The following is a 21,672-nucleotide window of genomic DNA, read 5'->3' on the forward strand; positions in this document are numbered from 1 at the left end:
TGTGTCCCACACCGAACCGGCCCTCTACGGCGGATGGCAGTCGGAACGCAGCGGCTTCATGGGGAACCTGAGCGGCCTCGGCTTCGCCCTGGTCGCGGCCGCCGCGGTCATCGCCCTCATTCCCATCTACACGCGCTCGTGGGGTTCGGCGTTCTTCGCCCTGCCCCTGGCCGCCGTACTGCTCTTGCTCGCGTACGGCCGCGTGCTCGGCCTGTCGGCAGACGAATGGATCATCCTCGCAGTAAGGCATCAGATCGCAGTGGCAACGAACCGCAACCTCTTCTTCTCCGGGGCCTTCGCCCCGCGGACCAAGGACGGCACCCAGCCGATGGACCTGCCGGGACGCCTCGCCCGGCTCCACCTGCTGGAGGCGTCCGACGGGCTCGGCGGCCAGATCGGGATCATGCACAACCCGGTCGACAACACCTACACGGCCGTATGCCGGATCACCTTCCCCGGCTTGGCCTTGATCGACACGGAGAGGCAGAACATCCGCGTCAAGGGCTGGGCCGCTTTCCTGCGTTCGCAGTGCAAGGAGGACGGCGCGATCACCCGCATCTCCGTCCACCAGCGCAGCCTCCCCGACGACGGGGCGGCCCTGCGCTCGTGGACCGAGCGGCACACCTCGCCGGACGCTCCGGCCGCCGCCGTCCAAGCGCTCGACGAACTGATGGAAGGAGCGGGACCGGCCGCCACGATCCGCGAAACCTACCTCTCCATCACCCTGTCGGCCTCGCGTGCACGGCTCGCCGTCAAGGGCGCCGGCGGCGGGCAGATCGGCGCGGCCGCCGTCCTGGTCCGCGAGATCAACGCGATGGCGGGCTCGCTGTCGAGCGCCGGCCTCCAGGTCGTCGAGTGGCTGCCGCCCCGGGGCGTCGCCCAGACGATCCGTACGGCCTTCGACCCCGAGGCGCAGTTGGCGCTGTCCGCCCGCAACACCGCGGCGGACGACCCGCAATGGGAGGGCGCCGCAAAGGGCGTCGACCCGGAGCTCGCCGGGCCGGCCGCGACGGAAACCATCTGGGGCCTCTACCGGCACGACGGCGCATGGACCGTCAGCTACCAGGTCCGCGGCTTCCCGCAGTCCGAGGTCTACGCCACCTTCCTCCAGCCGCTGCTTCGTCCCCGCAGCAACGCACGACGGTCCTTGACCCTGGTGTATGAGCCGATCGGCCCGGCGAAGGCGCGGCAGGAACTGGCCCGAGAGAAGACCAAGCGCGACGCGGCACGGAAGCTGCGGGCGAAGACCGGCCGGGCGGAAAGCGAGGACGAGCGCCGCGAGGCGGAGACCGCGCGCGCCCAGGACGCGGCCCGTGCCAGCGGTCACGGTGTCGTTCGGCTCACGGCCCTGATCGCCGTCACGGTCACCGACCTGGAGCAACTGGAAACGGCCTGCGCTGAACTCCAGGCGGACGCCTCGTCCGCCGGCCTGGAGATCCGGCGCGTGTGGGGTGCCCAGGACGACGCGTTCACCGTCGCCGCCCTGCCGCTCGGCCAGGGCCTGCCCGACCGAAGGGTGGGCATCTGATGAGCTTCCCCTTCCGCCGTGGTGACGGCGACACGAAGCTGAAGGCGTCCCGTCTCGGGGACTTCCTCGGCGAGATGGAGGAGGTGCCGGTCCCCCGGCAGCTCTCCGCGCGGGAGCTGCGCCGGTCGCGTCTGCTGGAGAGCCCCGAGGCGGCCATGCGGATCGCCCCGCGCAAGGGCTGGGCTCAGCCCTTCGCGGGCCGGGCCGCCTCGTTCGCGAAGGCCGAGGTCTTCCGGGCGGACACCGAGCGGGCCAGCGGGATCTATCCCTTCCTGCACGCGGCGTCGTTGCCTGCCATCGGGGTCTACATGGGATGGAACACCCTGACCATGCAGGCTTTCAGTGCCCATCCGGCGGCCTGGGTCAAGGCCGGGCTCGCCACCAACCCGAATGTCATGATCACCGGCATCCCGGGCTCGGGAAAGTCGGCACACATCAAGGCCTTGTGCTTCCGGCTGATGGCCCTGGGGCACCGAACGCTGATCGCGGGGGACGTCAAGGGCGAGTACAAGGGACTGTGCGAGCACCTCGGAGTCGAGCCGGTCCGGCTCGGCCCCGGCCTGGCGGGCAGGCTCAACCCGCTCGATGCGGGCCCCCTGGGGTACGAGCTGGAGAAGATCCGGGACCGGGCCGTGCTCCAGGCCCGTCTCCAGGAGATCCACCGCAGGCGGCTGACCTTGTTGAAGGCGCTGCTGGAGCTCCAGTTGAAGCGGAACCTCCGCCCGCAGGAGGAGGAGTGCCTGGACGTCGCGGTCCGCGAGGTCACCGGCGAGCTGCGCGGGCAGAGCAACCTGAGCGTGCCGACCCTCCCCCTGGTCTACGCGAAGCTCCGCGACCCGAGCGAGGCCATGGCACGGGAGCTGCGCGTACGGAACGACGACATCCAGCTCGCCCGGGAGCACATGGCGTCCCTGCGCTCCGCGCTCGGCGGGATGATCACCGGCCACCTGGGCGGCCTGTTCGACGAGCAGACCTCGATCGGCCTGGACTGGGACGCCCCGATCCAGAGCGTCGACATCTCCGCCCTGGAGCAGTACGGCGACGAGACCGTGGCGATGGTCCTGACCTGTGTCTCCTCCTGGGCGCAGTCGGCGATCGACCGCCCCGGCGAGCGCCCGTGGATCGTCGTACGCGATGAGCTGTGGCGGCAGATGCGATCCGGCGGCGCCGCGATGGTCCGCAAGATCGACGCGGACCTGCGCCTGTCCCGCGCGACCGGCACCATCCAGCTCCTGGCCACACACCGCCTGAGCGACTTCGAGTCCGTCGGCGCCGCCGGCTCGGAAGCGGTGGCCATCGCCAAAGACCTGATCGCGTCCTGCGAGACCCGCATCCAGCTCGCCCAGGACACCAAGCCGCTCCAGATCACGCGCGAAGCGATCGGCCTGACCGACGCCGAGTGCGAGCTGATCGGGAGCTGGGGCGCCGGCCAGCGAGGCCGCGCGTTGTGGAAGGTCGGCCGGGGCGGCGGCAGCCACGCGGTCCAGTTGATGCTGTCCCACACGGAGAAGGCGCTGTTCGAGACGGACGAGAGGATGGTGGTCTGAGTGGCCGACGACAAGAGCATGGACGACAGCACGCTCCTGGCCGCCATCGGCGTCGGCTTCCTCGTCGGCGCCAGCGCGATCGTGCTCACGGCCGCGCCGGTGGCCGGACTGGTGACCGGCCGCGGGTGGGCGTCGTCCAGCAAGAGCCTGCCCGAAACCATCCTGCTCACCATCAGCCAGGGACCCGGATCGGTTTACGAACCGGCTCCCCCCACCTGGGCGTTCTGGCTCGTGGTCGCCGTCCTCCTGGTCCTGCTGATCGTCATCGTGGCCCTCCTGTTGAAGGCCTTCGGCGGAAAGAAGAACCTGGGCGGCGCTCAGTGGGGCGGGGTGAAGACGGAGAAGGAACTCGCCGTCGACCCCGACCCGGTCAACCGGCCGAACCAGATCACGGCCGGGCGAGGACAGCTCACGAAGAAGATCCTCGCCGCGGAGCCCAACATCTCCGCGACCGTGTTCGGCGTCCCCGGCTCAACGAAGACGACCGGCCTGGTCCTCGGCAACGCCGCCGAGTGGCAGGGTCCGCTGGTCGTGACCACCGTCAAGGCCGCCGACCTCGATGTGATCTACGAGAGCCGGCGCCACCTCGGGCCGGTGTACGTCGTCGCCCCGGCCGGAATCCCCGGCCGCAGGACCGCCCGGTGGTCTCCCGTCGACTACGCCAAGGACCCCAAGTCGGCTGACCGGATGGCGGAGTGGCTGGCCAACGCCTCGACCTCCGGGCACGACAAACGGGCCGCCCCCTGGATCGACCAGGCCCGGGGCATCCTCAAGGGTCTGCTGCTCGCCGCCAACATCACGAACGGCGGCATCAACTCCTTCCGGGAGTGGCTGGCCCTGGGCAAGGACGCAGTCGAGCACGTCAAGGCGGTCCTCGAACCGGAGTACCCCGAGGTCGCCCTGGACTATTCCCGGCCCTGGGTCACGCTCCATGACGATGGAATCGGCTCCATCCAGTTCACTTTGAACGTGATCGCCTCGGTGTACAGGGACGAGGAGGTGCGGGCCACCGCGGCCGGCACCGACTTCACGGTGGAGGAGCTGCTCGATGAAAAAGCCACCGTCTGCCTGGTCGCCGCCCCTTCGGACGCCGAGCGGTACGCACCGCTGCTGACCGCCATCATCGCGTCGATCATCCACGGCGCCGAGCAGCGCTACCTCAAGACCGGTGTCCCCCTCTCCCCCGGCCTGGGCGTCATGGTCGACGAGGCCGGCAACATGCTGCGCTACCCCGGTCTTCCGGGCGTCCTCACCACGGGCCGGGGCATGGGCATCACCGTGCTGACCGTCTGGCACGACCTGTCGCAGCTACGGACCCGGTTCGGGCACGACGCCGCCAACACCGTGCTCTCCGCCTCCGGACTGCGGATGCTTCTGCCGGGCTGCGGCGACCCCGAGACCCTGCGCCACTTCTCCGGCATCTACGGCCGTACGTATGTGGAGCGCACCACGAAGTCGACGGGGCGCGGACAGAATTCCTCATCGACCACCCAGGTCGAGACGGACCTGGCCCCGATCCACGAGCTGATGCAGTTGCCCAGGTTCACGGCCATCGCGCAGTACAGCAATCTGCCGCCGGTGAAGGTGAGAATGCGGCTGACCTGGCGGGACGACGACCTGATGAAGTGGCTGACGCGGCCCGCCCCGGGCCCGTCGTTGACGAAGTCCGCTCCGGCTGCCCTGGAGGCGTCCGATGTCTAATCCCACAACCGTGGTGCCGCCGGCCACGGCCCCGGCCGCCGTGAACGGCGAGGAGAGCAAGCCGGAGCCGATTACCCGCTGGGTGTGGCGGGCCATGGAGCCGGAAGAGCGCGAGAAGCGACTGCTGGAGCTGACCGGTTGGGTCGACTGGCTTCTGACGACCCACCCCAAGCTGCACTCGAAGATGCCGGCGAAGTGCTGGCACCGGCACGAGGACATCATCGAGCACCTCACCGCTCTGTTCCTGGGGTGGGTCCGCACGTACGCGGGCGACCCGGCCAAGCTCTCTCTCCGCGCCGAGGCCGAGTGGCTCACCTCGCTCCACGCGCTCACCCCTCACCTGGGAAGCCCCGGCTGCCAGGCCAACGGCACCCACCAGGACCCGCCGCCGCGCCCCAAGCCCGACGGCGAGCTCCTGGAGCAGTGGATGGACGACGACCCCGAGTTCCTCACGGCCCCGGCCCACCACCCGGCGCAGGCGGAGGTGTCCCGGATGGTGGCGGCGGCTCGGGCCGCGGAGGCGGCCAAGGCCCAGGGCTGATCGACCCCCTGCATGTAGAGCGGCGCCCCACCGAGGTTCGGTGGGGCGCCGCTCTACGTCCGGCTACGCCTTCGGGGTGCCCCGGCTCGGTCCCTGGTCCGGTCCGGGCATCTGCGGTCCCTGCTGCTGTTGACGCTGCTGCTCGGCCGCCATGGCCTGCTGCTGCACCTGGAGGCGCTGGGCGTCCTCCGCGATGCGCTGCGCGTACGGCTGGGCATCGCGCAGGTTCATCTCCTGCCGGAGCTGTGCGGCGGCGCCGTCGAGCTGGCCCACCCGGTTCCGGGCCGCGCCGGCCTCCGCGAGGGCGTTCTCCGCACGGCGCTGACGCGAGGCCACGGTGCGCTCCAGCACGGCCTCCCGCGACCCGCCCGCCTTCTCCCAGTCGGTAAGAACCCGGTCATGCTCAGCAGGGTTGCCGGCCGCCCGGCGGCTCTCCTCCTCCTGGCGCCGGGTGCTCTCGATCGCCGTACTGGTGTCCTCGACCGCCGTACGCAGACGGCTCAGGCTCGTCTCCACCTGCTGCCGCTCGGCACCGCGCACCGTGTGTCGGCCCAGCCTCTTCTCCTCCAGCCGGGCCTCGATGTGGCGCACCTCGTCACGCTGCTGCTCTACCTGGCGGCTGAGCTGCTCCAGACGGCCCGGCGCGGCCCGCAGGTCCTGGATGGCCTGGACGCGTTCCGCGCGCTCGTGGACGTTCTGCTCCACCGGCCCGCCGGGGGCGACGGCCGCGAGGAGCTCGGCGGCCCGCGCCTCCTGGGCAGTGGCCTGTTCCTGGGCGGCTTCCGCCGCTTCCACGGTCTGGGCCAGGGCGTCGGAGAGCGCGGAGTCGGACAGCGTGCCGTACGGTCGTGTCTCCCACGTGGAGACGGCCGGCACGGCTTCCTCCTGGTCCTCCTCGTCCCGGCGCTGCGGACCCTCGGTGGCCGCCTGGTCGTCGCCGGTACGGATCTCCTCCACGTCGGCCGCAGGAACGGACTGCTGCGGCTCCTCCTCCGGGACAGTGAGCTCCGGCGCGGGCTGCTCGATGTGCGTGTCCTCGGGCCGCTCGACCTCCTCGGACCGCTTCTCGCTCACAGGCAGCTCGATGTCGGCAGCCGTATCGACTGCCTCGTCCTCGATGGCGGGCACGGCCACCTCTTCGTCGACGTCCTCGCGGACCGCCTGGACGGAAGGCTCGGCAAGCTGCTCGTCCTCGCGGACCGCCTCCACCGGCTCGTCCTCGACGGCGGGCACGGCCACCTCTTCGTCGACGTCCTCGCGGACCGCCTGGACGGAAGGCTCGGCAAGCTGCTCGTCCTCGCGGACCGCCTCCACCGGCTCCTCCTCGACGGCGGGCACGGCTTCCGGCTCGATGGCCTGCTCCGGCTCGGGCGCGAGGGTCAGGTCCTCCCCTTCCTCCATGACCGTCTCCGTCGGCTCGACGCTTTCCTCGGCGACCGCGACGGGCACGGGCGCGGTGCTTGTGTCCCGGGAGGTCGTGGCGTCCGGGGTGCTCCAGGTGTTGGCGAGCGCGTCGCCTCGGCGGGCGGCGACCTCGGTGGCGCGGGCGCGGCGTCCGACCTCGGCCACCTGATCGTGCAGGATCTGCCAGGCGTCCGCGTCCCGGCCGCCGACGGGCTGGCCGCCGATGCCGTTCTCGGAGTCGCGCAGCTGACGCTGAGTCCTCCACGCGTCCGCGAGAGCGGCAGTCCTCTCCCATTGTTCGCGCAGTTCGGTGCCGGGCGACGGAACCGGCCCCAGGGGCTTGGCCCAGGCGGGCGGATCGGCGGCCAGGGCCTGGCCGGTCTGCGTCAGGCGGGCGTCGATGACCTGGCGGCGGGCGTCCAGGTGCTCCCGCCAGGCCATGGGGGCGTGCTGGTCGCGCTCGACGTCGCGTGGGGCCAGCCACTCCGGCAACCGGCCGGTGTTGTCCGGCGTCGGGGCGGGGCCGTCGGGCAGGAGTCGGCGCAGGCGCTGTTCGGCCTGTACGCGCTGGTCCACGACTGCGGCGCGGTCCAGCTTCTGGCGCGCCTCGTCCTGGTCGTGGAGGTTGGCGCGCATCTCGGCGGCGACGGTTTCGCCGTTCATGCCGACGGTGTGGGCGTGGCCGACACCGGGCTCGCGCTGCCATTCCTCGCGGGCGCGGTCGCGCCAGGCCATCGAGGAGCGAAGGCGCTGCTCTTCCTTCAGCGCGCCGAGTCGAAGTGCGGCCGCGCGGGCTTCCTCACGGTCTCCTCCTCGGTTCGCCGTCCGGCCGTCGCGCCGGGCCTGGGCGATGGCCTGGGAGAGCTGGGGGCGGGTGAGATCGCCGTGCTCGCGGCCGGGCCAGGCCGGAACGGGAAGGCCGTCGACGACGACCGGCCGGGGCTGGCTGTCCACCCGGGCGTCCGCGCGGCGCAGCTCGTCCAGGGCCTGGGCGCGGCGTTCGCCGGCGCGTTCCGCGAGGCTGTCCAACTGCGTGTCGGTGAGGTCCTTCAGCGGGCGGCTGACGCCCTGCTCCTCCAGGCGGCGCAGGGTGTCGCGGGCCTCCGCCACGTGGTTGTCGATGCGCCAGCTCAGTACGGCGGCGTTGTCCTCGGCGTCCGTGAAATCCCGCTCGTAGAAGGCGGTGGAGAGGAGGCGTTCGGGCGCGAATCCAGCCCGCTCGGCGTCGCGCAGCGCGCCCTCGACCGCGGGCCAGGCGTCTTCAGCGATGATCGCCTCGGCCCCGTATCCGAGGACGTCGCGGGCCATGCTCTGGTAGCGCAGGGACAGGGCGCGGGCGTGCACGTCGGTGTACTCGGCGGCCAACTGGCCGATGCCCCAAGCGCGGTCCTGTTCGGTCCGGATGGCCTCGGTGGCGGAGACGGATGCCTGCGAGTTCCGGGCGATGGTGTCCAGGACGTCGCGCATCGTCATGCCCTCATCGAGCACGACGTAGAGACGGTTCTCCTGGCGTCCGCGGGTGGTCTGGACGTACGCGGATTCCCGGGCGGTGCGGTGGGTGAGGAGACCGCTGCCGGTGTCGACGGTGGCGCCCTGGCCGCGGTGGCCGGTACTGGCGTAGCCCAGCTCGACGTGCTTGGCAACGTACTCGGCGGGCAGCACGGTCCGGCCGCCGTGGTCGGTGTGCCGGACCTCGACGTCACCGTTGTCCATGACCCGGAGCAACTGCCACTGGTCACCGTTCTTGACGAAGTCTTTCCCCGACCGGAGCACGTTGGTACGGGCGTTCTTACGGGTGACGATCAGGTCGCCTCGGTGCGCTTCGGCGCCTTCGCGGATGGTGACCGTGTGGGTCGTGTCGAGCTGTCCGGAGCCCATCCGGTACGCCTGGGCGAGCTGGTTGAGTTCGGCGACGCTGGTGTTGTCGTCGGCCATCATCAGGGCCGTACGGCCGGCCTCGATGTCGCTCTGCCAGTCGGCGAAGATCCGGTGGATCATCTGCTCCCGGGTGCCGGCGACCACCCGGGAGTTGTTCAGGTACCAGGACCATGCGGTGTCGGGCTCGCCGTTGCGCAGGGCGAGCGACGCGGCCGCCTCGCCGGGTGTGCGGAAACGGTGCACGCTCTCCAGCTCGACGACCTCGGTGACGTTCGCCAGCAGGCGCAGCGCGCCGCCGCTTTCCACGGCGCTGAGCTGGAAGGGATCGCCGATCAGGCGCACGACGGCGCCCGCCCGTTCGGCCTCGGCGACGACTGCGGCCAGGCGCTTGCTGCCTGCCATCCCGGCTTCGTCGACGATGATGAGGTCCCCCGCACCCAGGGCGTACTCGGGGCGGAGCGGCTTGCCTTCCAGTGCGCGTTCGCGCGCACCAAGCCAGTCGTGCAGGACGAAAGCCGGTGCGTCCAGACCGTTGGAGAGTTCGGCGGCCGCGCGTGCTGACGGGCCGAGTCCGATCACTCGTCCGCCGTCGGCACGGACCGCGTCGGCGGCTACCTTCATCGCCGTCGTCTTGCCCGCACCGGCAGGTCCGATCCCGGCGGCCACGAGCTGCTCGGAGGTGGCGAAGGTCCGGGCGAGGGCGCGCTGTCCGGCGTCCAGGCGGCGGTTCGGATTGGCCTCCTGGTAGGCGGCTTCGATCCGGTCGTAGACCTGGCCGGAGGCGGCGGGGATGACGCGGGTACGCGCGGCCGCCACGATGCGGTCTTCGGCGGCGAGGACGGCGGCGCTGGTGTAGAGCTCGCTCTCACGGCGCCGGTAGATGCTACTTCCGTCGTCGCGGGTGAGGGGCTTGAAGGCGGGGTTCAGGTCCGGCGGCGTGATGTCGATCGTGTGCCCGTTGAGGGCCCGGTCGGTGATCCGGGCGGCCAGATCGCGGCCCGGTGCGGCACCCGTGGTGGCCTGGAGGACCCATCGCCTCGCCTCGGCCAAGACCTGTCGCCGGCCCCACACGCTGCGGTGGTCCGAGACGGTGTCCAGGACCTCGCGGGCGGCCTTGTCGATGTCGAGGTGAGCCACGGCTTCGGGGCCGGGGTGGGCCTGTCCGGCAGCGTGGCGGGCCGCTTCGAGCAGGCCGTCGACGCGCTCGATGCCGAACGTGTCGATGGCCGCTCGGCGCCAGTCGGAGCGCAGTTCGGAGAGGGGTCGAGCGGTCTTCTTGTCCGGCCGGGTCTCCAGCGTGGCCTGCTGCATGAGCGCCGTCAGGGTCTTGCTCGACGGCTCGTATCCATGCCGCTCACGGTAGTCCGCGACCAGCTCGGCCGTACGCTCTTTGATGCTCTTCGAGCGGGTCGAGTGGACTTCGATCATGTCCGTTCCGACGCCCGCGATCTCCATGACAGGCCGCTTTCCGGGGGTCACCTCCCGGGCCTCGGCGCGCAGGCCCAGCTCGCTACAGACCTCCTCGACCACCCGCTGGTTGTAGAGCTCGCTGGCGGCGACCCCTTGCATGTAGAGGAGCTGGCCGTCGAGAGAGCGCCACTTGCCGTCGCGCCCCTGCACCTTGTTGGCGACCACGACGTGGTCGTGGAGCAGGGGGTCACCCGTGCGGCTGTCGTAGTGCCGGAAGCGGGTGGCGATGAGCCCGCCGGAGACCTCTTCCTGGGCGATCCCGTTGACCCCGGTGCGGGTCATCGTGGCCTTCTGCTCCAGCCACTCCAGCGTCTCCGTCATGGCCCGCACATGGGCCCGCTCGACCGCCGTGCGCACGTCGTTGTCACCCAGGCCCCAGAGCACGGAGACGGACTTGGGGGCACGGAAGACGAGGTCGAATCCGGCGACCGCATTGCGCTGCTTGCCGCCCTCCTGTTCCTTGATGAACCGCCCCAGCTCCTCCTTCGACTCCGGGCCGCGCCCGTGCTCTGCACGGAACTGCACGGCGCCGACCTTGCCCCGGATCTCGGTGCGCTCTTTCGCGTCCGGTTCGCGGCGGTGCAGCCGCTCGAAGGTCTCCAGCTCCTCGGCGAGTCGGCGCCCGAACGGCGTGTTCTTGTCGGCGAAGGTCATGTACTTGCGGCCCAGCTTGGCCGCCCGCATCGCCTTCTTCGCGCTGTCGCCGACGGCGATGCGCTCGGCGATGATGCGGTCTGCATCCGGGTGGAGGCCCTCGCCGTACAAGGCCTTCATCTGGGCTTCGGTCACAGTTCCCGAGACGCCCAGGGCGTCGATGCCGGAGCCCATCCACAAGCCCGGAGGGTTTCCGCTCGCGGTGTAGTAGTCGCCCAACTCCTGACCGCGTTCGCGCTGCTGATCGGCGCTCACGGTCTCGTTGATGTAGTAGGCATACCCGTCCCCAGCGCTCAGCTTGTGGACGGTCATCATGCGGTGGATCTTACCCGGCCCGACCCCGTTTAGGGCCTAATACAAACCCTAGTACATTCATAATGCAAGAGCTGTGACCGTATTGATCTTGAAGCGCGTTGCGCGTTCAGTCGAGCCGTGGAGGAGCTTGCGACGATCACGGTGAGACTGAACGGCGGCGTGCTGAGAGAGCGATACGGTCACAGACTTCGTCTGGCGGCTTTCCATAGTCAGGTCCTCCGGACATGGCTGTGGAAAGGCGCATCTGCGCGTCACCTGTGGACGCGTCTGGTGCTGAGCCGCGATGACGTGGCGTATCACTGCCGCAGCGCCTCGTCGATCGCGGCCTTCGCGGTGGTGCGTCACAGGTGCACTACCGGCGGTCGGACCGATGCGCTCGCTTCGTGCACTGCACTGTGGTCGCACCGGCGATGCCGGTGCGACCACAGTGCAGTTGCTCCGCATCGGCCCGGCCTCCTTCACATGCGGTACCTCCAGCCTCGCTGGTGCACCCGCCCGCCGCACCCCGGCGCCGCCGCCCGGCTCTGCCGGTGCGGCGGCGCGTGCACCCGCCCGCATCAGTACCGGGCATCGACACGAGCGATGCTGCCGCACGGCTCGCTGCACCGCGCCGGCGTACGCGGCCAGCGCCACAACGACCCTCGCGCCTACGGCGCGCCGTGCACCCTTCCGCCAGGATCGGCGCACGACCACGTGCGGTGTCATCAGGTTCGCTCCAGACCACGGCCTCGCATCCGCCTGGCTCGTCACCTGAAGTGCAGATGCACCTCCGGCCGCACCGTCCCACAACGACCCTGGGCTCCGCCACGCCGAGGGCACCCGGGCGGGCGACCACAGGGGCTGGACCACAGCAGGCAGAATGAGCGGGGCAGTCACACGACACGGAGGTTCAGCAGCACATGGCAGAGAAGCCACAGCGCAAGTCGATGGCCGTGCTGGCGAAGGAGACCGCACGGCAGAAGGCTGCACGGTTCCTAGAGCAGGAGAAGGATCGTCTTCGCATCGCCGAGGAAGCGATCCTGGTCCAGACGGAGATCGACGACTTCGACAAGGAGACGGAGCGTCGCGTCGCCAAGCTCCGTCAGGAGCGGAACAGCCAACTGGTCGAGAAGCGGCAGAAGCTCGACGCGCTCGTGGTGGAGATGCTCGACACCGAGATTTCCGCGCAGGAGGCTTCCGAGCGGCTGGGCATGTTGGTCGGTCAGGTACGCGCGGCGAAGAAGTCGTTCGAGCGGACCGTGGCGGCACTCGCCGAAAAGCCTGCTGACGCCGCCGCCGCGGCGGCCTCCGCTCCTACCGCAGACGCGTCGGCGGACGACGTGACAGCTTCGCCAGAGCCGCCCACCGATGAGACAGGCACGGAGACCTCCGCGGCACAGCCGAGTCCGGCAGCGGAAACCTACGACTTCCCGCCGCCCGGCGGATCACCCGCGGTGCCGGCTCAGGAAGGTTCGCCGGAGAATCTTCAGGACGCAACCCTTCCGCCAGGACCGACGGGCTGAAGACACGTCAACGCGCGCGTAGGGCCCCGGCCCGGAGACAGGAAACCGTCTCCGGGCCGGGGCCCTACGCGTTGGTCGTACCGGCCCGGTCAGAACAACGACATCTGTCCGCCGTCCTCGGCGGCCGGAGCGGCCAAGCCGTGCTCTGCGGAGAACAGCGGCACCATCGCGGCGCTCGGGTCGGACGCGCGAACCGCGGCGAGATACGCCTTCGCGTCGTACCCTCCGGCCAGCGCCTTGCGGACGAGCGGACGTGCCTCGCCCTCCCGCATGGCGGCGGCCAGCGCCTCCAGGTCGAGCCCGTCGCGGAGGGCGGCCTGGAGAGCCTGTGCGCGGCCCAGTGAACCGCGGGTGTCGGCGTATCCGAGGTGGGCCCGGCCGGCGGCACGGCCCTGGTCCGCCATCTGCCTCATGTTCGTACGCTGGGTCGCACTCGACAGATGATCGATGTGCACGCACAGCGTTTCGTTACAGCTGTGCGCGATGACCGCCCGTACGGGAAGCGGACCGTGCACCTGCTCCATCAGCCACCGGTGCACCCGTACGGTCCGTTCCCGTCCGGCCTCGGTGACGACAGCCTTCGCGTAGCCGTCCGTGGTGAGGCTTCGGGCCCACAGTCGGCAGCCGTGCGGCACAAGGATGCCGCGTTTGGCGACGTAGTCCAGTGCTCGCTCGGCGTCCTTGCCCACGCTGCCGCTCCCCCGCTCGTCCTGCTCCGGCGATCTTCATCCTGCCAGGGCTGGACGGGCGGGGTTCACTGCGCGTCGGCGCTGGCCTGGCGGGCCTTGTAGAGCAGCTTCTTGGCGTGGGTGTGCACGTCGAGGCCGAGGGTTTCCCGCACCTCCTCGACGAGCAGGTCCGGGTTGCCGTCGAGCATCTCCCTGACCTTGTCCAGACGGGCCGCGCGCAGGATGCGCTCGGCGTGGACCGGATGCACTCCGAGGTGCTCGCCGAGCATCTTCGCGGTGAGGACGGTGGGGATCTCGTCGAGCAACAGGCGGGCCCGCTTACGGCGCTCTTCGGCCTGCGGGTTCGACGGACGGGCCTGCGATTCCTTCCGTCCGACCGGCCGTCCCTTGGGGTTGCCGCGACCACGGCGGTTGGCCGCCCAGTCGAGGATGGTCCGCCGGCGCCAGAAGTCCTCACCGCCGACGACTTCGCCGTCCACCTCTTTGCCGCCGAGGTTGAAGTCGGGGGCAGGAAGGCGGGTCTTAGTGCCGTACCGGTAGGTCTTCCACGTGGACAGCGTGACGCGCTTGTCCTCGGGGAGGGCGTAGAGGGACTCCTCCAGGTCGAGCAAGTCGTCGGGGTGCTCGCCGGCCGGCACCTGAGGGAGGTCGTACCGCGGCGTCTCGTTGACGGCCTTGGCACGCTCCTCCTCCGCGCGGGCGGCCAGGAGCTGCTCCTTGGAGTAGACGCGCCGCCGGCTCCCGGGGCGGTTGAGCAGCTTCAGGCCGCGGATCTTCTCCCAGTGCTTGGTGTCCTGCCAGTAGCCGACGCTGAGGCCGAAGATGTCGGCTGCGGTCTGGTCGCCGGCAGGGGTGACGCCGTTGGGGATCATGAGTGTGGTGCTCCTGTAGGTAAGGGTTTCGAGGTGCTCGGTTGATGCCGGCCAGGTGCCACCCTAACCAACATTGAAAAAAATACCGCACTTAGGCCATGCGTGGGAAGTCGAGTGCCGGAAAAGCGTTCAGGGCCCGGAGGGGGCGCCCTCCGGGCCCTGAACGCCGTGCAGGTCAGAACAAGGTCTCCTGCTCCCAGCCAGCACTCGTTCCGCGAGCACGTCGGGGGGCGGCGCTGGCCGTCGTCCTGCTCCGCGGGCAGTCCCTGGGACGCGCCCGTGCCGAGGTGACTTCGTTCCGCTTCGGCGATGTCGCTCCGGCAGCGTTCTGCGGCGTGCGGCCGGCGCCCGGGGTGAACGGCCACCGCGGGGTCTGGCCATGCGGTGACTCCGGGGGCAGGCTCACGGGGGCCGCCGCCGCGCGGGCGGGTGCCAGGTACACGCCGGCCGCTGGGCGGGGCGTCTCGACGCCGGGGCAGTAGCCGCCCTCGTCCTCCCACTGCTCGGTGGCCGCGCGCTCGGCGCGGGCCTCCTGCTCGACGAGCGTCACCGGACGTCGGTAGCGACCGACCACGCCGTACTCCAGGGCGGGCAGGCGACGGGCGGCCGCCTTCTTGTCGTCCATGCGCCGATGCCGCTTCGCGACGCGGGCGTAGCGGGCCTCGTACGCTGCCTTGTCGCTCTCGTACAGGCCCGCCGGGTACAGCCGCGCGAGCTCCAGGGCGACCTGGCCCATCGGGGTGAGCGCGAGCGTGCGGGCGTCGTCGGCGGCCGCGCCGACGACGAGGAACCCGGCAGCGCCCAGGTCCTGTGTCCGCTCCCGGCTCACCCGGCGGCCGCCGCTCCACACACCGTGTTCGGCGGCCTGCCGGATCTCTCCGCCGCGCTGGTAGAGGCGTCCGGTCTCGGCGGCATCCAGAACGCGTACGTGCCCGGCGGTCCACCCGAGCATGGGGACCGTGCTCTCGGCGAGGTAGGTGTTCATCCGGGCCAGGTGGCGGTTGTCGCTGTCCATGCCGGTGGCGGTCCGCTCGATGGCCTCCTGCTCGGCCTCGGCGCGGCGCCGCTCGCTCTCCCGCTCGGCGTACTCCTCGGGCGTGAGCCTGCGCTCCAGCTCGGTGCGCAGCGCGGCGGCCGTCGCCTCGACCCCGGCCGCTTCCTGGGCGCGCACGGCGTGGTCGACGGCGCTGCGGGCGCAGTGGCGCAGCGACCTGTCCGGCATCTCCGGATCGGCCGCCCACTGCTCCGCCAGGACGGCGTACCGCTCGGCTTCAACGGCCTCCGCGTGGACCGCGTGCATGACCTTCTCCAGGCGGGCGGCGTTGCCGGAGCTGCTGCGGCACACGGCGTTCAGCGCCTGGTCGTCAGCGGCGGCGGCGAGGGCGCCGGCCTCGCGCGCCACTTGGAGGCAGGTCTGTGGAGTCGGCTCCCCCGGTTCGGTATCGGTCATCGGTCAGTCCTTGTCGTCGAGATCAGTTGGTTGCCTTGCTTCGAGGGGGTCCGGCGCACGGGGAGGGATCGCCGCGCGCCGGGGGAGGGACATCGGGTGCGGCCGTCGCCAGCGGCCCGCGGGACGCCGGGCGGTCGTACGGCGGTGAGCGACCTGCCGGGCGTCGGCGCGGCCGCCGGTTACCGCCCGGCGGTCTGGGTGGCGTAGGCCAGGGCGGTGGCCCGCGGATCGTGGGCCTCGGCGATACGGGTGAGTCGCTGGAGCTGGATGCCGATGCCGGCCCCGGCAAGGGGGCGCAGGAGGTGGGGCCAGACGGCCGCCGCGGCGTCGGCGTAGTCCTTGCCGGCGAGCGCGATCACTTCGGGGGCGTAGCGCAGGGCGCGGCCCATGGTGTCCGCCTGGGCGCGGTGTTTGGCGTGGTCGACGGTGCGCGGGTCCAGTCGCTTCTCGTACGGGCGGATCGGGGTGTACGGGGTGATCAGCCCGTACTCGGCGCTGACGATGACGACCCTTCCGCCAGGAATGGCCTGGGCGGCCGCGAGGCACTTCGTGAAATACGAACCGGTGTAGAGGTGGGCGGCGGGGAGCTCCTCGACTCCCTCGGGCAGGAGCCTCTTGCGGGCACTGCACGGGATGACCACCACGGGACGGCCGACGGCGGGCGGTGCGAGGACCTCGTGCACATCGGTGCGGGGCTGGGTGAGGTCGAATTGGATGACGCCCTCCTTCTGCGCGGTGGCCAGTTGCTCGGGGGTGGGCCGGGGAAGCAGGTGGTCGGGGATCGCGAACGGGTTGGCGCCCGGCCGGAAGTGCACGACCACCCACTTCGCATCCGTGCCGAGGAGCTCCGCCGGGGTGCGGCGCTGCCGCCGGGCCTGGCGCTCGGGCCGCTCTGCGGGTCGGACGGCGGCGGTCCGGTCGAAGAGGCTGAGCTGCTGGTCGCACGACGCGTGGATGGCGGCGATGGTGCGGGCGGCGACGTCCTGCGCGTCACGGGCCTCGGGTTTCGGCGGTGCCGGGGTGAGCTCCGGCGGGGCCGGCGGGTGGTGGGCGTCGGCTTCCGCGTTCGGCTGGAGGGCTCCGCGGGTCAGCCCCCAGGGGCGGGCGCCGCTGCCGGGGCAGTCGTCGGTCGCGGTGCGGGTGGGGCGGTGGTCGGTCGCGGTGCGGGTGGGGCGGTGGTCGACGACGGCGCCGGAGACGATCGGCTTGGGCAGCCCGCAGCAGGGGCATCGAACGGTGCGGTTCTCCTCCGCCGGATTCGCGGCGGGCGGGGTACTGGTGGGCATGGCCGGGTTCTTCTCCTGATGGGTTCGGGTTTCGAGCGGGCCCGGGGCGGCGGTGCCAACCGCCGCCCCGGGCGGGGCCTTCAGAACAGACGGTGCGCGGCGTCGGCGAGCTCGGCCGCTTCGCGGAGCGCGGCGGCCGCCTCCTGGGCGGTGCGGCCGGGTGCCAGGCTCCACAGGTGCACGACCCTTCGGCGCCACTGCGTCGGATCGGTGCCGTCGGGGATCTGGACGGGGGCGCCGTTCAGGTGGTCGGCCAGGACTCGGTACGCCTCTTCGAGGACGGTGCCGATGGCGTCCAGGTCGTACGTGCGGCCGGGGGCCATGCGGTCGCGGCCGGCGGCGACGTCGACGGCGCCGCCGACGGAGCACCGTCGGTTGATCAGTCGGCCGGGGCCGGAGTACAGGCTGTATCGGCTCTGGTAGAGCCCCACGCGCGTGATGTGCGCGGCGGCCCACTCCAGGAGGGCCCCGGGGGTGGTGGGGATCAGGACGCTGTCGGGCGCGTAGCGGGTGCCGTTCACGGTTCCTCCTCGTGCGGTCGGGGTTCGAGCGGGCCGGGGGCGGCGGTGCCAACCGCCGCCCCCGGAGGGCGGATCAGGTGCGCAGGACGTGGTGGAGCTGGAGGGTGCGGCCGCCGGGGAGACGGCGGCTCAGGCACTCGGTGTTGTCCAGCGGTGCCGGGGTCTGGTCCAGGGCGGAGGTGTAGAGGGCGGCGCCGCAGTGGCCGCAGTACCCGCGCAGGTGGGCGGCCTCGGCGTCCTCGCCTCCGCAGGCGTGGGTCAGGTAGGCGACCAGGAACGCCAGGTCCTCGGGCGCGCGGGCGATCAGCTCGGCGTTGGCCCGGGAGGCGATGATGTCCTCCTCGGGGGTCTGCGTGTCCTCGGGTCCGTCGTGGTTGACGGCGATCTCGGCCACCTTGAAGCCGTCGGCGTCCGAGACGACGAAGTCGGTGTGTACGGCCTCGGGGTCACCGGCGCTGACGAGTCCGCCGTTGCGGTCGTAGACGAACTCCTCGCTGGTCCAGGGCCTGCGGGTCGAGGAGGTCAGCCGGTCGCGGATCTCGGCGAGGCGGTCGCTGTTCTGGATCTCGGCGGGGAGGGCGGCGGCCTGGGCGAGGTCGAGCCGGTAGCGCTTCAAGCCGTCTTCCCTGCCGTCGTCCTGGCACAGGGGCTCCCACACGTCGCGGTTGTGGCCGTCGAGCTCGGAGACCCACTCGCCCAGGCCGAAGAGGTCGAGGTGGTCGGTGATGCGGCGCTCCTCGCCGGACGCGGTCCAGTAGGTGCCATCGGTGACCACCCGCCGGTACGGGTTCACCGTGAGCCGGAAGGCCACGGCGTCGAACGGTGCGGCGGGGTCCGGGTCGTAGTCGGTGAGGATGTCCCGGACCGATGCGGCGATCAGGGCGCAGGCGACGCGGGTCATACGCGCCTCGGCGCGGCGGACTCGGTCGCGGGCCTCGTCGACGGCCTGGATCAGGGCGCTGGAGTCGAGAATGTACGGAGCGGTGTGGGTCATGGGGTGGTGTCCTCCTCGTTCGGGTTCGGGTTTCGAGCCGGGTCGGGGGCGGCGGTGCCAACCGCCGCCCCCGGAGGGGTGGTCTACGGGGCGTGGGTGTTCGCCTGGGCGGCCAGGGCGCGGTGCTGGTCCAGGTCGGCGTTGGCGTCCTGGACGTACTCGGTGCCGCCGTAGCCTTCCCATGCGGTGATCTGGGCGAAGTAGCGGCCGCTGGAGTCGATTTCGACGTAGTAGGTGTCACTGCCGTGGGACACGCGGACCTGCTGGCCTCGGTTGGTGCGCCGCCAGTCGGTGCTGGTGGCTGCGGCGGCGAAGACGGCGGCGGCGGTCTGGGAGTCGAGGGTGGGCACGGGTTCCCTTCGTTCGGGTTCGGGTTTCGAGCCGGGTCGGGGGCGGCGGTGCCAACCGCCGCCCCCGGGCGGGCGGGTCAGTTCTTCGCGCGGTCCTTGCGGACGATGGCGGCCGGGTCGGGGCCGAGGAAGCGGAACAGGTTGATCACGACATCGGCGAATCGCTGTGCGATGCCGGTGGGGCGGTCGGTCGTCTGCTCGGTCGAGGTGCTCACGGATGCCTCCGGTGGGTGACGGGTTTCGAGTGGTGGTGCCGGTCGGGGTGCCACCCCCTTCCAACAAGCTCTATATTACCAGCTCTGAGCCTGATCCCCAAGGGTTGAGGGGTCTGGGTCTGGACGGATTGCCGGGCTCCGGCCGCCGGTTTCGGCGGCTGGGGCCCGTCCGTGTCCGCTACGTCGTGGCGGTGGCCACGGCCTCCCGGGTCACGGTCCACTCGCGGCGCGGGGTGATGCCGAGGTCTTCGAGGACCGGGTTGAGACTCCCGTTGTCCGGCACCCACTCCCAGGCGGTGCCCTCGTCGCCGGGATGGTCGGACCAGGTGAGCATGTAGGAGCGGCCCGACGTGCGGGGGTCCCCGCACACGGCTTGCGCTTCCCTCCGGGTCATCGCCCACAGGGCCCGCTTGCGCGCCCTGCGGGTGTTCTTCGAGACGATGAACACCATGGCCATACCTTCCCGCCAGTCCTGCGCGGCCGGGGCGGGGACCGGCGCGGGTGCCGGCGTCGCCGTCGGGTTGTGGTGGCAGTGCCCGCAGACGCGGGCCTGCGGGTCCCACTGGCCGGAGTGGCACATCGGGCACGTCTCCACCGCGACGGGCCGGTCTTCGATGGCCGGGGCCTGCTCCTCCGGCTTCTCGTCCTCGGCGGCTTCGGGCTCGGAGTCGGCCGCCGGGATCTCCTCGATGGCACGGCTGGCGCCCTGGATCGACCCGCCGCCGTACCCCGACTCCCGGAGCCGGAAGCCGCGCCCGGCCAGGTACTCGACCGCCGCGGTCCGCAGGGTGTTCTTCCAGATGGTCTCAGCGAACTTCTCACCCTCCGGGGGCGTGAGGGTCACCGGCTCGAAGTCCTTGTGCGGCTGGCTGCGGCCGGTCAGGAAGGTCAGGGTGGCCGTGGTGCGGTCCGGGGCGCACTCGACCCTGACGCGCTTGGGGATCTTCGGGTCGCTGCGCTTCTTCGCCTTCGGCTTCGCGGCCTCGGCCGCCCGGACTGCGCTCGCCGGCAGCCGCTCGGACGCCTCGTGCGCGGTCTTGGTGCCGGGGACCTTCCCGTCGGCGAGATAGGCGCGCATCACCTCGCCGGGGCAGCGGGCCCGCACGTTCGTGTAGTCGATGGTGAAGGTGCCGAGGCGGTAGCCGGGCGGGGTGGCGTCCTCCCGGGTCATCACCGGCTTCGGGGCCAGGCGCAGGTTCCACGCGATCGACAGGGTCTTGGGGTTGACGCGGATCACCTCGTGCCAGGAGCCGCGCATTCGGACGAAGTCGCCCGGGGCGAAGTCGTCCGGCGTCCAGACCTTCACGCCTTCAGCCTTGGCCTTCTCGACGATGCCCTCCCAGTGGGTGATCTCGTCGGTGATGTCCTCGATGAGCCGGGCGTGCCGCGCTCCGTCCCGGCCCGCTGCGTTCTCGGCCGCGAGGTGCCGCTTCTGGGCGCGCAGGTCGGCGCCCAGCTTCTCCAGGCGTCGCAGCGTGCGGTAGGGGTCTTTCCGGTGCTGGGCGTAGTTCTCCGCCGCCTGGGCCCGGTTGGACCAGTGCCCCGCGCGGTCCCGGTCCTTGAAGGAGGCCCGCATGTTGTTGTCGATCCGGGCGGCGTCGCGGCGGGCGCGGCCCTCGCTGTGGTGGCCGATCAGGATCGGCTGTCCGAACTCGAACCGCTTCGAGAGCTGGTCGGCGGTCGCCCGCCGGGTGTCCGCCGAGGCGATGGCCCGGTCCGCGCGGTCGTTGAACCGCTCGGCCCGCTCCGCCGCGCGTTCCTCGCGCTCGGCCTCGGCCTCGCCGAAGGACCGCCGGGTGTCCTCGTCGATCGTGACGGTCACCTCCCAGCCAGCCGCGCGGAGAGCGTCGACCGCCGCGTTGATCCGCCAGGTCTGGGCTTCCTTGTCGCGGGAGTGCTTGAGGAACAGGCCGTCGACGTTCCGGGAGAACCAGAAGTTGTGGTGCCGGACGATCTCGAAGATGCCGTCACCCTTGCTGGAGCCGGTGAGGATCGTGCCCTCCGCCCGGGTGTGGGTGATGGTGATGGGACCCTTCGCAGGGGTTTCGGTCACGGGGTAACGCCTTTCGTTCGTACGGGTTTCGAGTGGTGGTGCCGGTCGGGGTGCCATCCCCTTCCAACGCATTCAATATTACCAGCCTTGCACCTGATCACCTAGTGGAATGGGGCCTGTGAGCAGGGGTTTTAGCTGTGGCTTCTCCTCCGGTACGGGGTCGCGTCCGTCGGTACCGGGAGCGGAGGGGGCCGGGCCGGCGCCGGGTGCGGCGCGGGCCCGGCCCGGGGGTTCAGAACAGGGCGGACTGCCCGGCGTCCTCGGCGGCCTGTTCGCTCTGCTGACGCCGGAGCTGGGCGACGAGCGGGGCCTGGCGGACGGCCGCGGCCCGCTTGCGGACCCGGAGCTCCTCGCCGGTGGCCCAGCGGACGAGCTGCTCGTGGGCGGCCAGGCCGGGGGCGTCGTCGATCACGGTGTACCGGATGTAGGGCCGTTCGAGCCGGTAACGGATCTGGGCCCGGGTCATCACCCAGTCCGGCCCGTAGGCGCCGGCCACCGTGAGCAGGGTGCCGTCCGGCGTGTAGTAGCTGCGGACGGAAAACCCGTCCTCGCGGTAGAGGCCGGGACGGTCCTTCTTCTGCGCGGCCTCGGTGAGCTTCAGGTCGGTGAAGCCGCCTTGGACCAGGTGGTGGGCGACGGTGTGCTGGCGGGTGACGCGCGGCATCGCGCTCCTCTCCGTGGGGCGGCGTTTCGCCGCCCCAC

Annotated in this window: 16 protein-coding genes; 5 read left to right on the plus strand and 11 right to left on the minus strand. The window is 71.3% G+C overall.

From position 1 onward, the window contains the following. Position 1: 1 nt before the first annotated feature. From ACIP5O_RS33530 to ACIP5O_RS33545, 4 genes are read left to right on the plus strand one after another with little or no spacing between them, the layout of a single operon-like run. The gene (locus tag ACIP5O_RS33530) at positions 2-1,528 is read left to right on the plus strand and encodes an SCO6880 family protein (protein ID WP_401300547.1); all 1,527 of its coding nucleotides are present in this window, start codon (positions 2-4) and stop codon (positions 1,526-1,528) included. Further along, entirely contained in the window at positions 1,528-3,075 is a 1,548-nt protein-coding gene (locus ACIP5O_RS33535; RefSeq protein ID WP_401300550.1) for a type VI secretion protein, read from the plus strand. Before ACIP5O_RS33530 ends, ACIP5O_RS33535 begins: the two co-directional genes overlap by 1 nt. An 18-nt stretch (positions 3,076-3,093) precedes the next feature. Further along, positions 3,094-4,776 carry a type IV secretory system conjugative DNA transfer family protein gene (locus ACIP5O_RS33540; protein WP_401300611.1) on the plus strand — a complete coding sequence of 561 codons (1,683 nt, stop codon included), beginning with the start codon at positions 3,094-3,096 and terminating at the stop codon, positions 4,774-4,776. Further along, on the plus strand, positions 4,769-5,317 hold the full coding sequence (locus ACIP5O_RS33545) for a hypothetical protein (RefSeq protein WP_401300553.1): 549 nt from the start codon (positions 4,769-4,771) through the stop codon (positions 5,315-5,317). Before ACIP5O_RS33540 ends, ACIP5O_RS33545 begins: the two co-directional genes overlap by 8 nt. A gap of 63 nt (positions 5,318-5,380) precedes the next feature. Here the strand turns inward: ACIP5O_RS33545 and mobF are convergent, their stop codons facing one another. After that, complete coding sequence (gene mobF / locus ACIP5O_RS33550) at positions 5,381-11,038, minus strand: MobF family relaxase (protein WP_401300555.1); 5,658 nt, start codon at positions 11,036-11,038, stop codon at positions 5,381-5,383. 899 nt (positions 11,039-11,937) lie between these two features. Between mobF and ACIP5O_RS33555 the strand changes: the two genes are divergently transcribed. After that, positions 11,938-12,540 carry a hypothetical protein gene (locus tag ACIP5O_RS33555; RefSeq protein WP_401300557.1) on the plus strand — a complete coding sequence of 201 codons (603 nt, stop codon included), beginning with the start codon at positions 11,938-11,940 and terminating at the stop codon, positions 12,538-12,540. A gap of 89 nt (positions 12,541-12,629) precedes the next feature. Here ACIP5O_RS33555 and ACIP5O_RS33560 read toward each other — a convergent pair whose 3' ends face one another. From ACIP5O_RS33560 to ACIP5O_RS33605, 10 genes are all read right to left on the minus strand, one after another. Next, positions 12,630-13,229 carry an HNH endonuclease signature motif containing protein gene (locus ACIP5O_RS33560; protein ID WP_401300559.1) on the minus strand — a complete coding sequence of 200 codons (600 nt, stop codon included), beginning with the start codon at positions 13,227-13,229 and terminating at the stop codon, positions 12,630-12,632. 65 nt (positions 13,230-13,294) lie between these two features. Beyond that, entirely contained in the window at positions 13,295-14,101 is an 807-nt protein-coding gene (locus ACIP5O_RS33565) for a hypothetical protein (RefSeq protein ID WP_401300562.1), read from the minus strand. Positions 14,102-14,276: 175 nt separating this feature from the next. Beyond that, positions 14,277-15,551, minus strand: coding sequence for a hypothetical protein (locus ACIP5O_RS33570; RefSeq protein WP_401300565.1), 1,275 nt, complete (start codon positions 15,549-15,551; stop codon positions 14,277-14,279). Positions 15,552-15,730: 179 nt separating this feature from the next. Further along, positions 15,731-16,837, minus strand: a complete 1,107-nt coding sequence (locus tag ACIP5O_RS33575; protein WP_401300568.1) for a DUF6884 domain-containing protein — start codon at positions 16,835-16,837, stop codon at positions 15,731-15,733. Between the two features lie 80 nt (positions 16,838-16,917). Further along, on the minus strand, positions 16,918-17,358 hold the full coding sequence (locus ACIP5O_RS33580) for a DUF6197 family protein (RefSeq protein WP_401300570.1): 441 nt from the start codon (positions 17,356-17,358) through the stop codon (positions 16,918-16,920). Between the two features lie 73 nt (positions 17,359-17,431). Beyond that, complete coding sequence (locus ACIP5O_RS33585) at positions 17,432-18,352, minus strand: hypothetical protein (protein WP_401300573.1); 921 nt, start codon at positions 18,350-18,352, stop codon at positions 17,432-17,434. An 83-nt stretch (positions 18,353-18,435) separates the two neighbouring features. Further along, positions 18,436-18,702 carry a hypothetical protein gene (locus tag ACIP5O_RS33590; protein ID WP_401300575.1) on the minus strand — a complete coding sequence of 89 codons (267 nt, stop codon included), beginning with the start codon at positions 18,700-18,702 and terminating at the stop codon, positions 18,436-18,438. Between the two features lie 77 nt (positions 18,703-18,779). Further along, a complete protein-coding gene (locus ACIP5O_RS33595; RefSeq protein WP_401300578.1) occupies positions 18,780-18,917 on the minus strand; it encodes a hypothetical protein in 138 nt (45 codons plus the stop codon). 178 nt (positions 18,918-19,095) lie between these two features. Then, entirely contained in the window at positions 19,096-20,970 is a 1,875-nt protein-coding gene (locus ACIP5O_RS33600; RefSeq protein ID WP_401300581.1) for a DUF3560 domain-containing protein, read from the minus strand. Positions 20,971-21,202: 232 nt separating this feature from the next. Next, positions 21,203-21,634: a hypothetical protein gene (locus ACIP5O_RS33605; protein ID WP_401300583.1), complete on the minus strand. Its 432-nt coding sequence runs from the start codon at positions 21,632-21,634 to the stop codon at positions 21,203-21,205. Between the last annotated feature and the right edge of the window lie 38 nt (positions 21,635-21,672).

Origin of the sequence: Streptomyces sp. NPDC088915 (genome assembly GCF_044749825.1) — a bacterium.
GTDB lineage: Bacteria > Actinomycetota > Actinomycetes > Streptomycetales > Streptomycetaceae > Streptomyces.

Coding starts and splice junctions, on each gene's coding strand:
- ACIP5O_RS33535 (WP_401300550.1), top strand. CDS start 1,528: ATGAGCTTCCCCTTCCGCCGTGGTGACGGCGACACGAAGCTGAAGGCG.
- ACIP5O_RS33540 (WP_401300611.1), top strand. CDS start 3,094: ATGGACGACAGCACGCTCCTGGCCGCCATCGGCGTCGGCTTCCTCGTC.
- ACIP5O_RS33545 (WP_401300553.1), top strand. CDS start 4,769: ATGTCTAATCCCACAACCGTGGTGCCGCCGGCCACGGCCCCGGCCGCC.
- mobF (WP_401300555.1), bottom strand. CDS start 11,038: ATGATGACCGTCCACAAGCTGAGCGCTGGGGACGGGTATGCCTACTAC.
- ACIP5O_RS33555 (WP_401300557.1), top strand. CDS start 11,938: ATGGCAGAGAAGCCACAGCGCAAGTCGATGGCCGTGCTGGCGAAGGAG.
- ACIP5O_RS33565 (WP_401300562.1), bottom strand. CDS start 14,101: ATGATCCCCAACGGCGTCACCCCTGCCGGCGACCAGACCGCAGCCGAC.
- ACIP5O_RS33570 (WP_401300565.1), bottom strand. CDS start 15,551: ATGACCGATACCGAACCGGGGGAGCCGACTCCACAGACCTGCCTCCAA.
- ACIP5O_RS33575 (WP_401300568.1), bottom strand. CDS start 16,837: ATGCCCACCAGTACCCCGCCCGCCGCGAATCCGGCGGAGGAGAACCGC.
- ACIP5O_RS33585 (WP_401300573.1), bottom strand. CDS start 18,352: ATGACCCACACCGCTCCGTACATTCTCGACTCCAGCGCCCTGATCCAG.
- ACIP5O_RS33605 (WP_401300583.1), bottom strand. CDS start 21,634: ATGCCGCGCGTCACCCGCCAGCACACCGTCGCCCACCACCTGGTCCAA.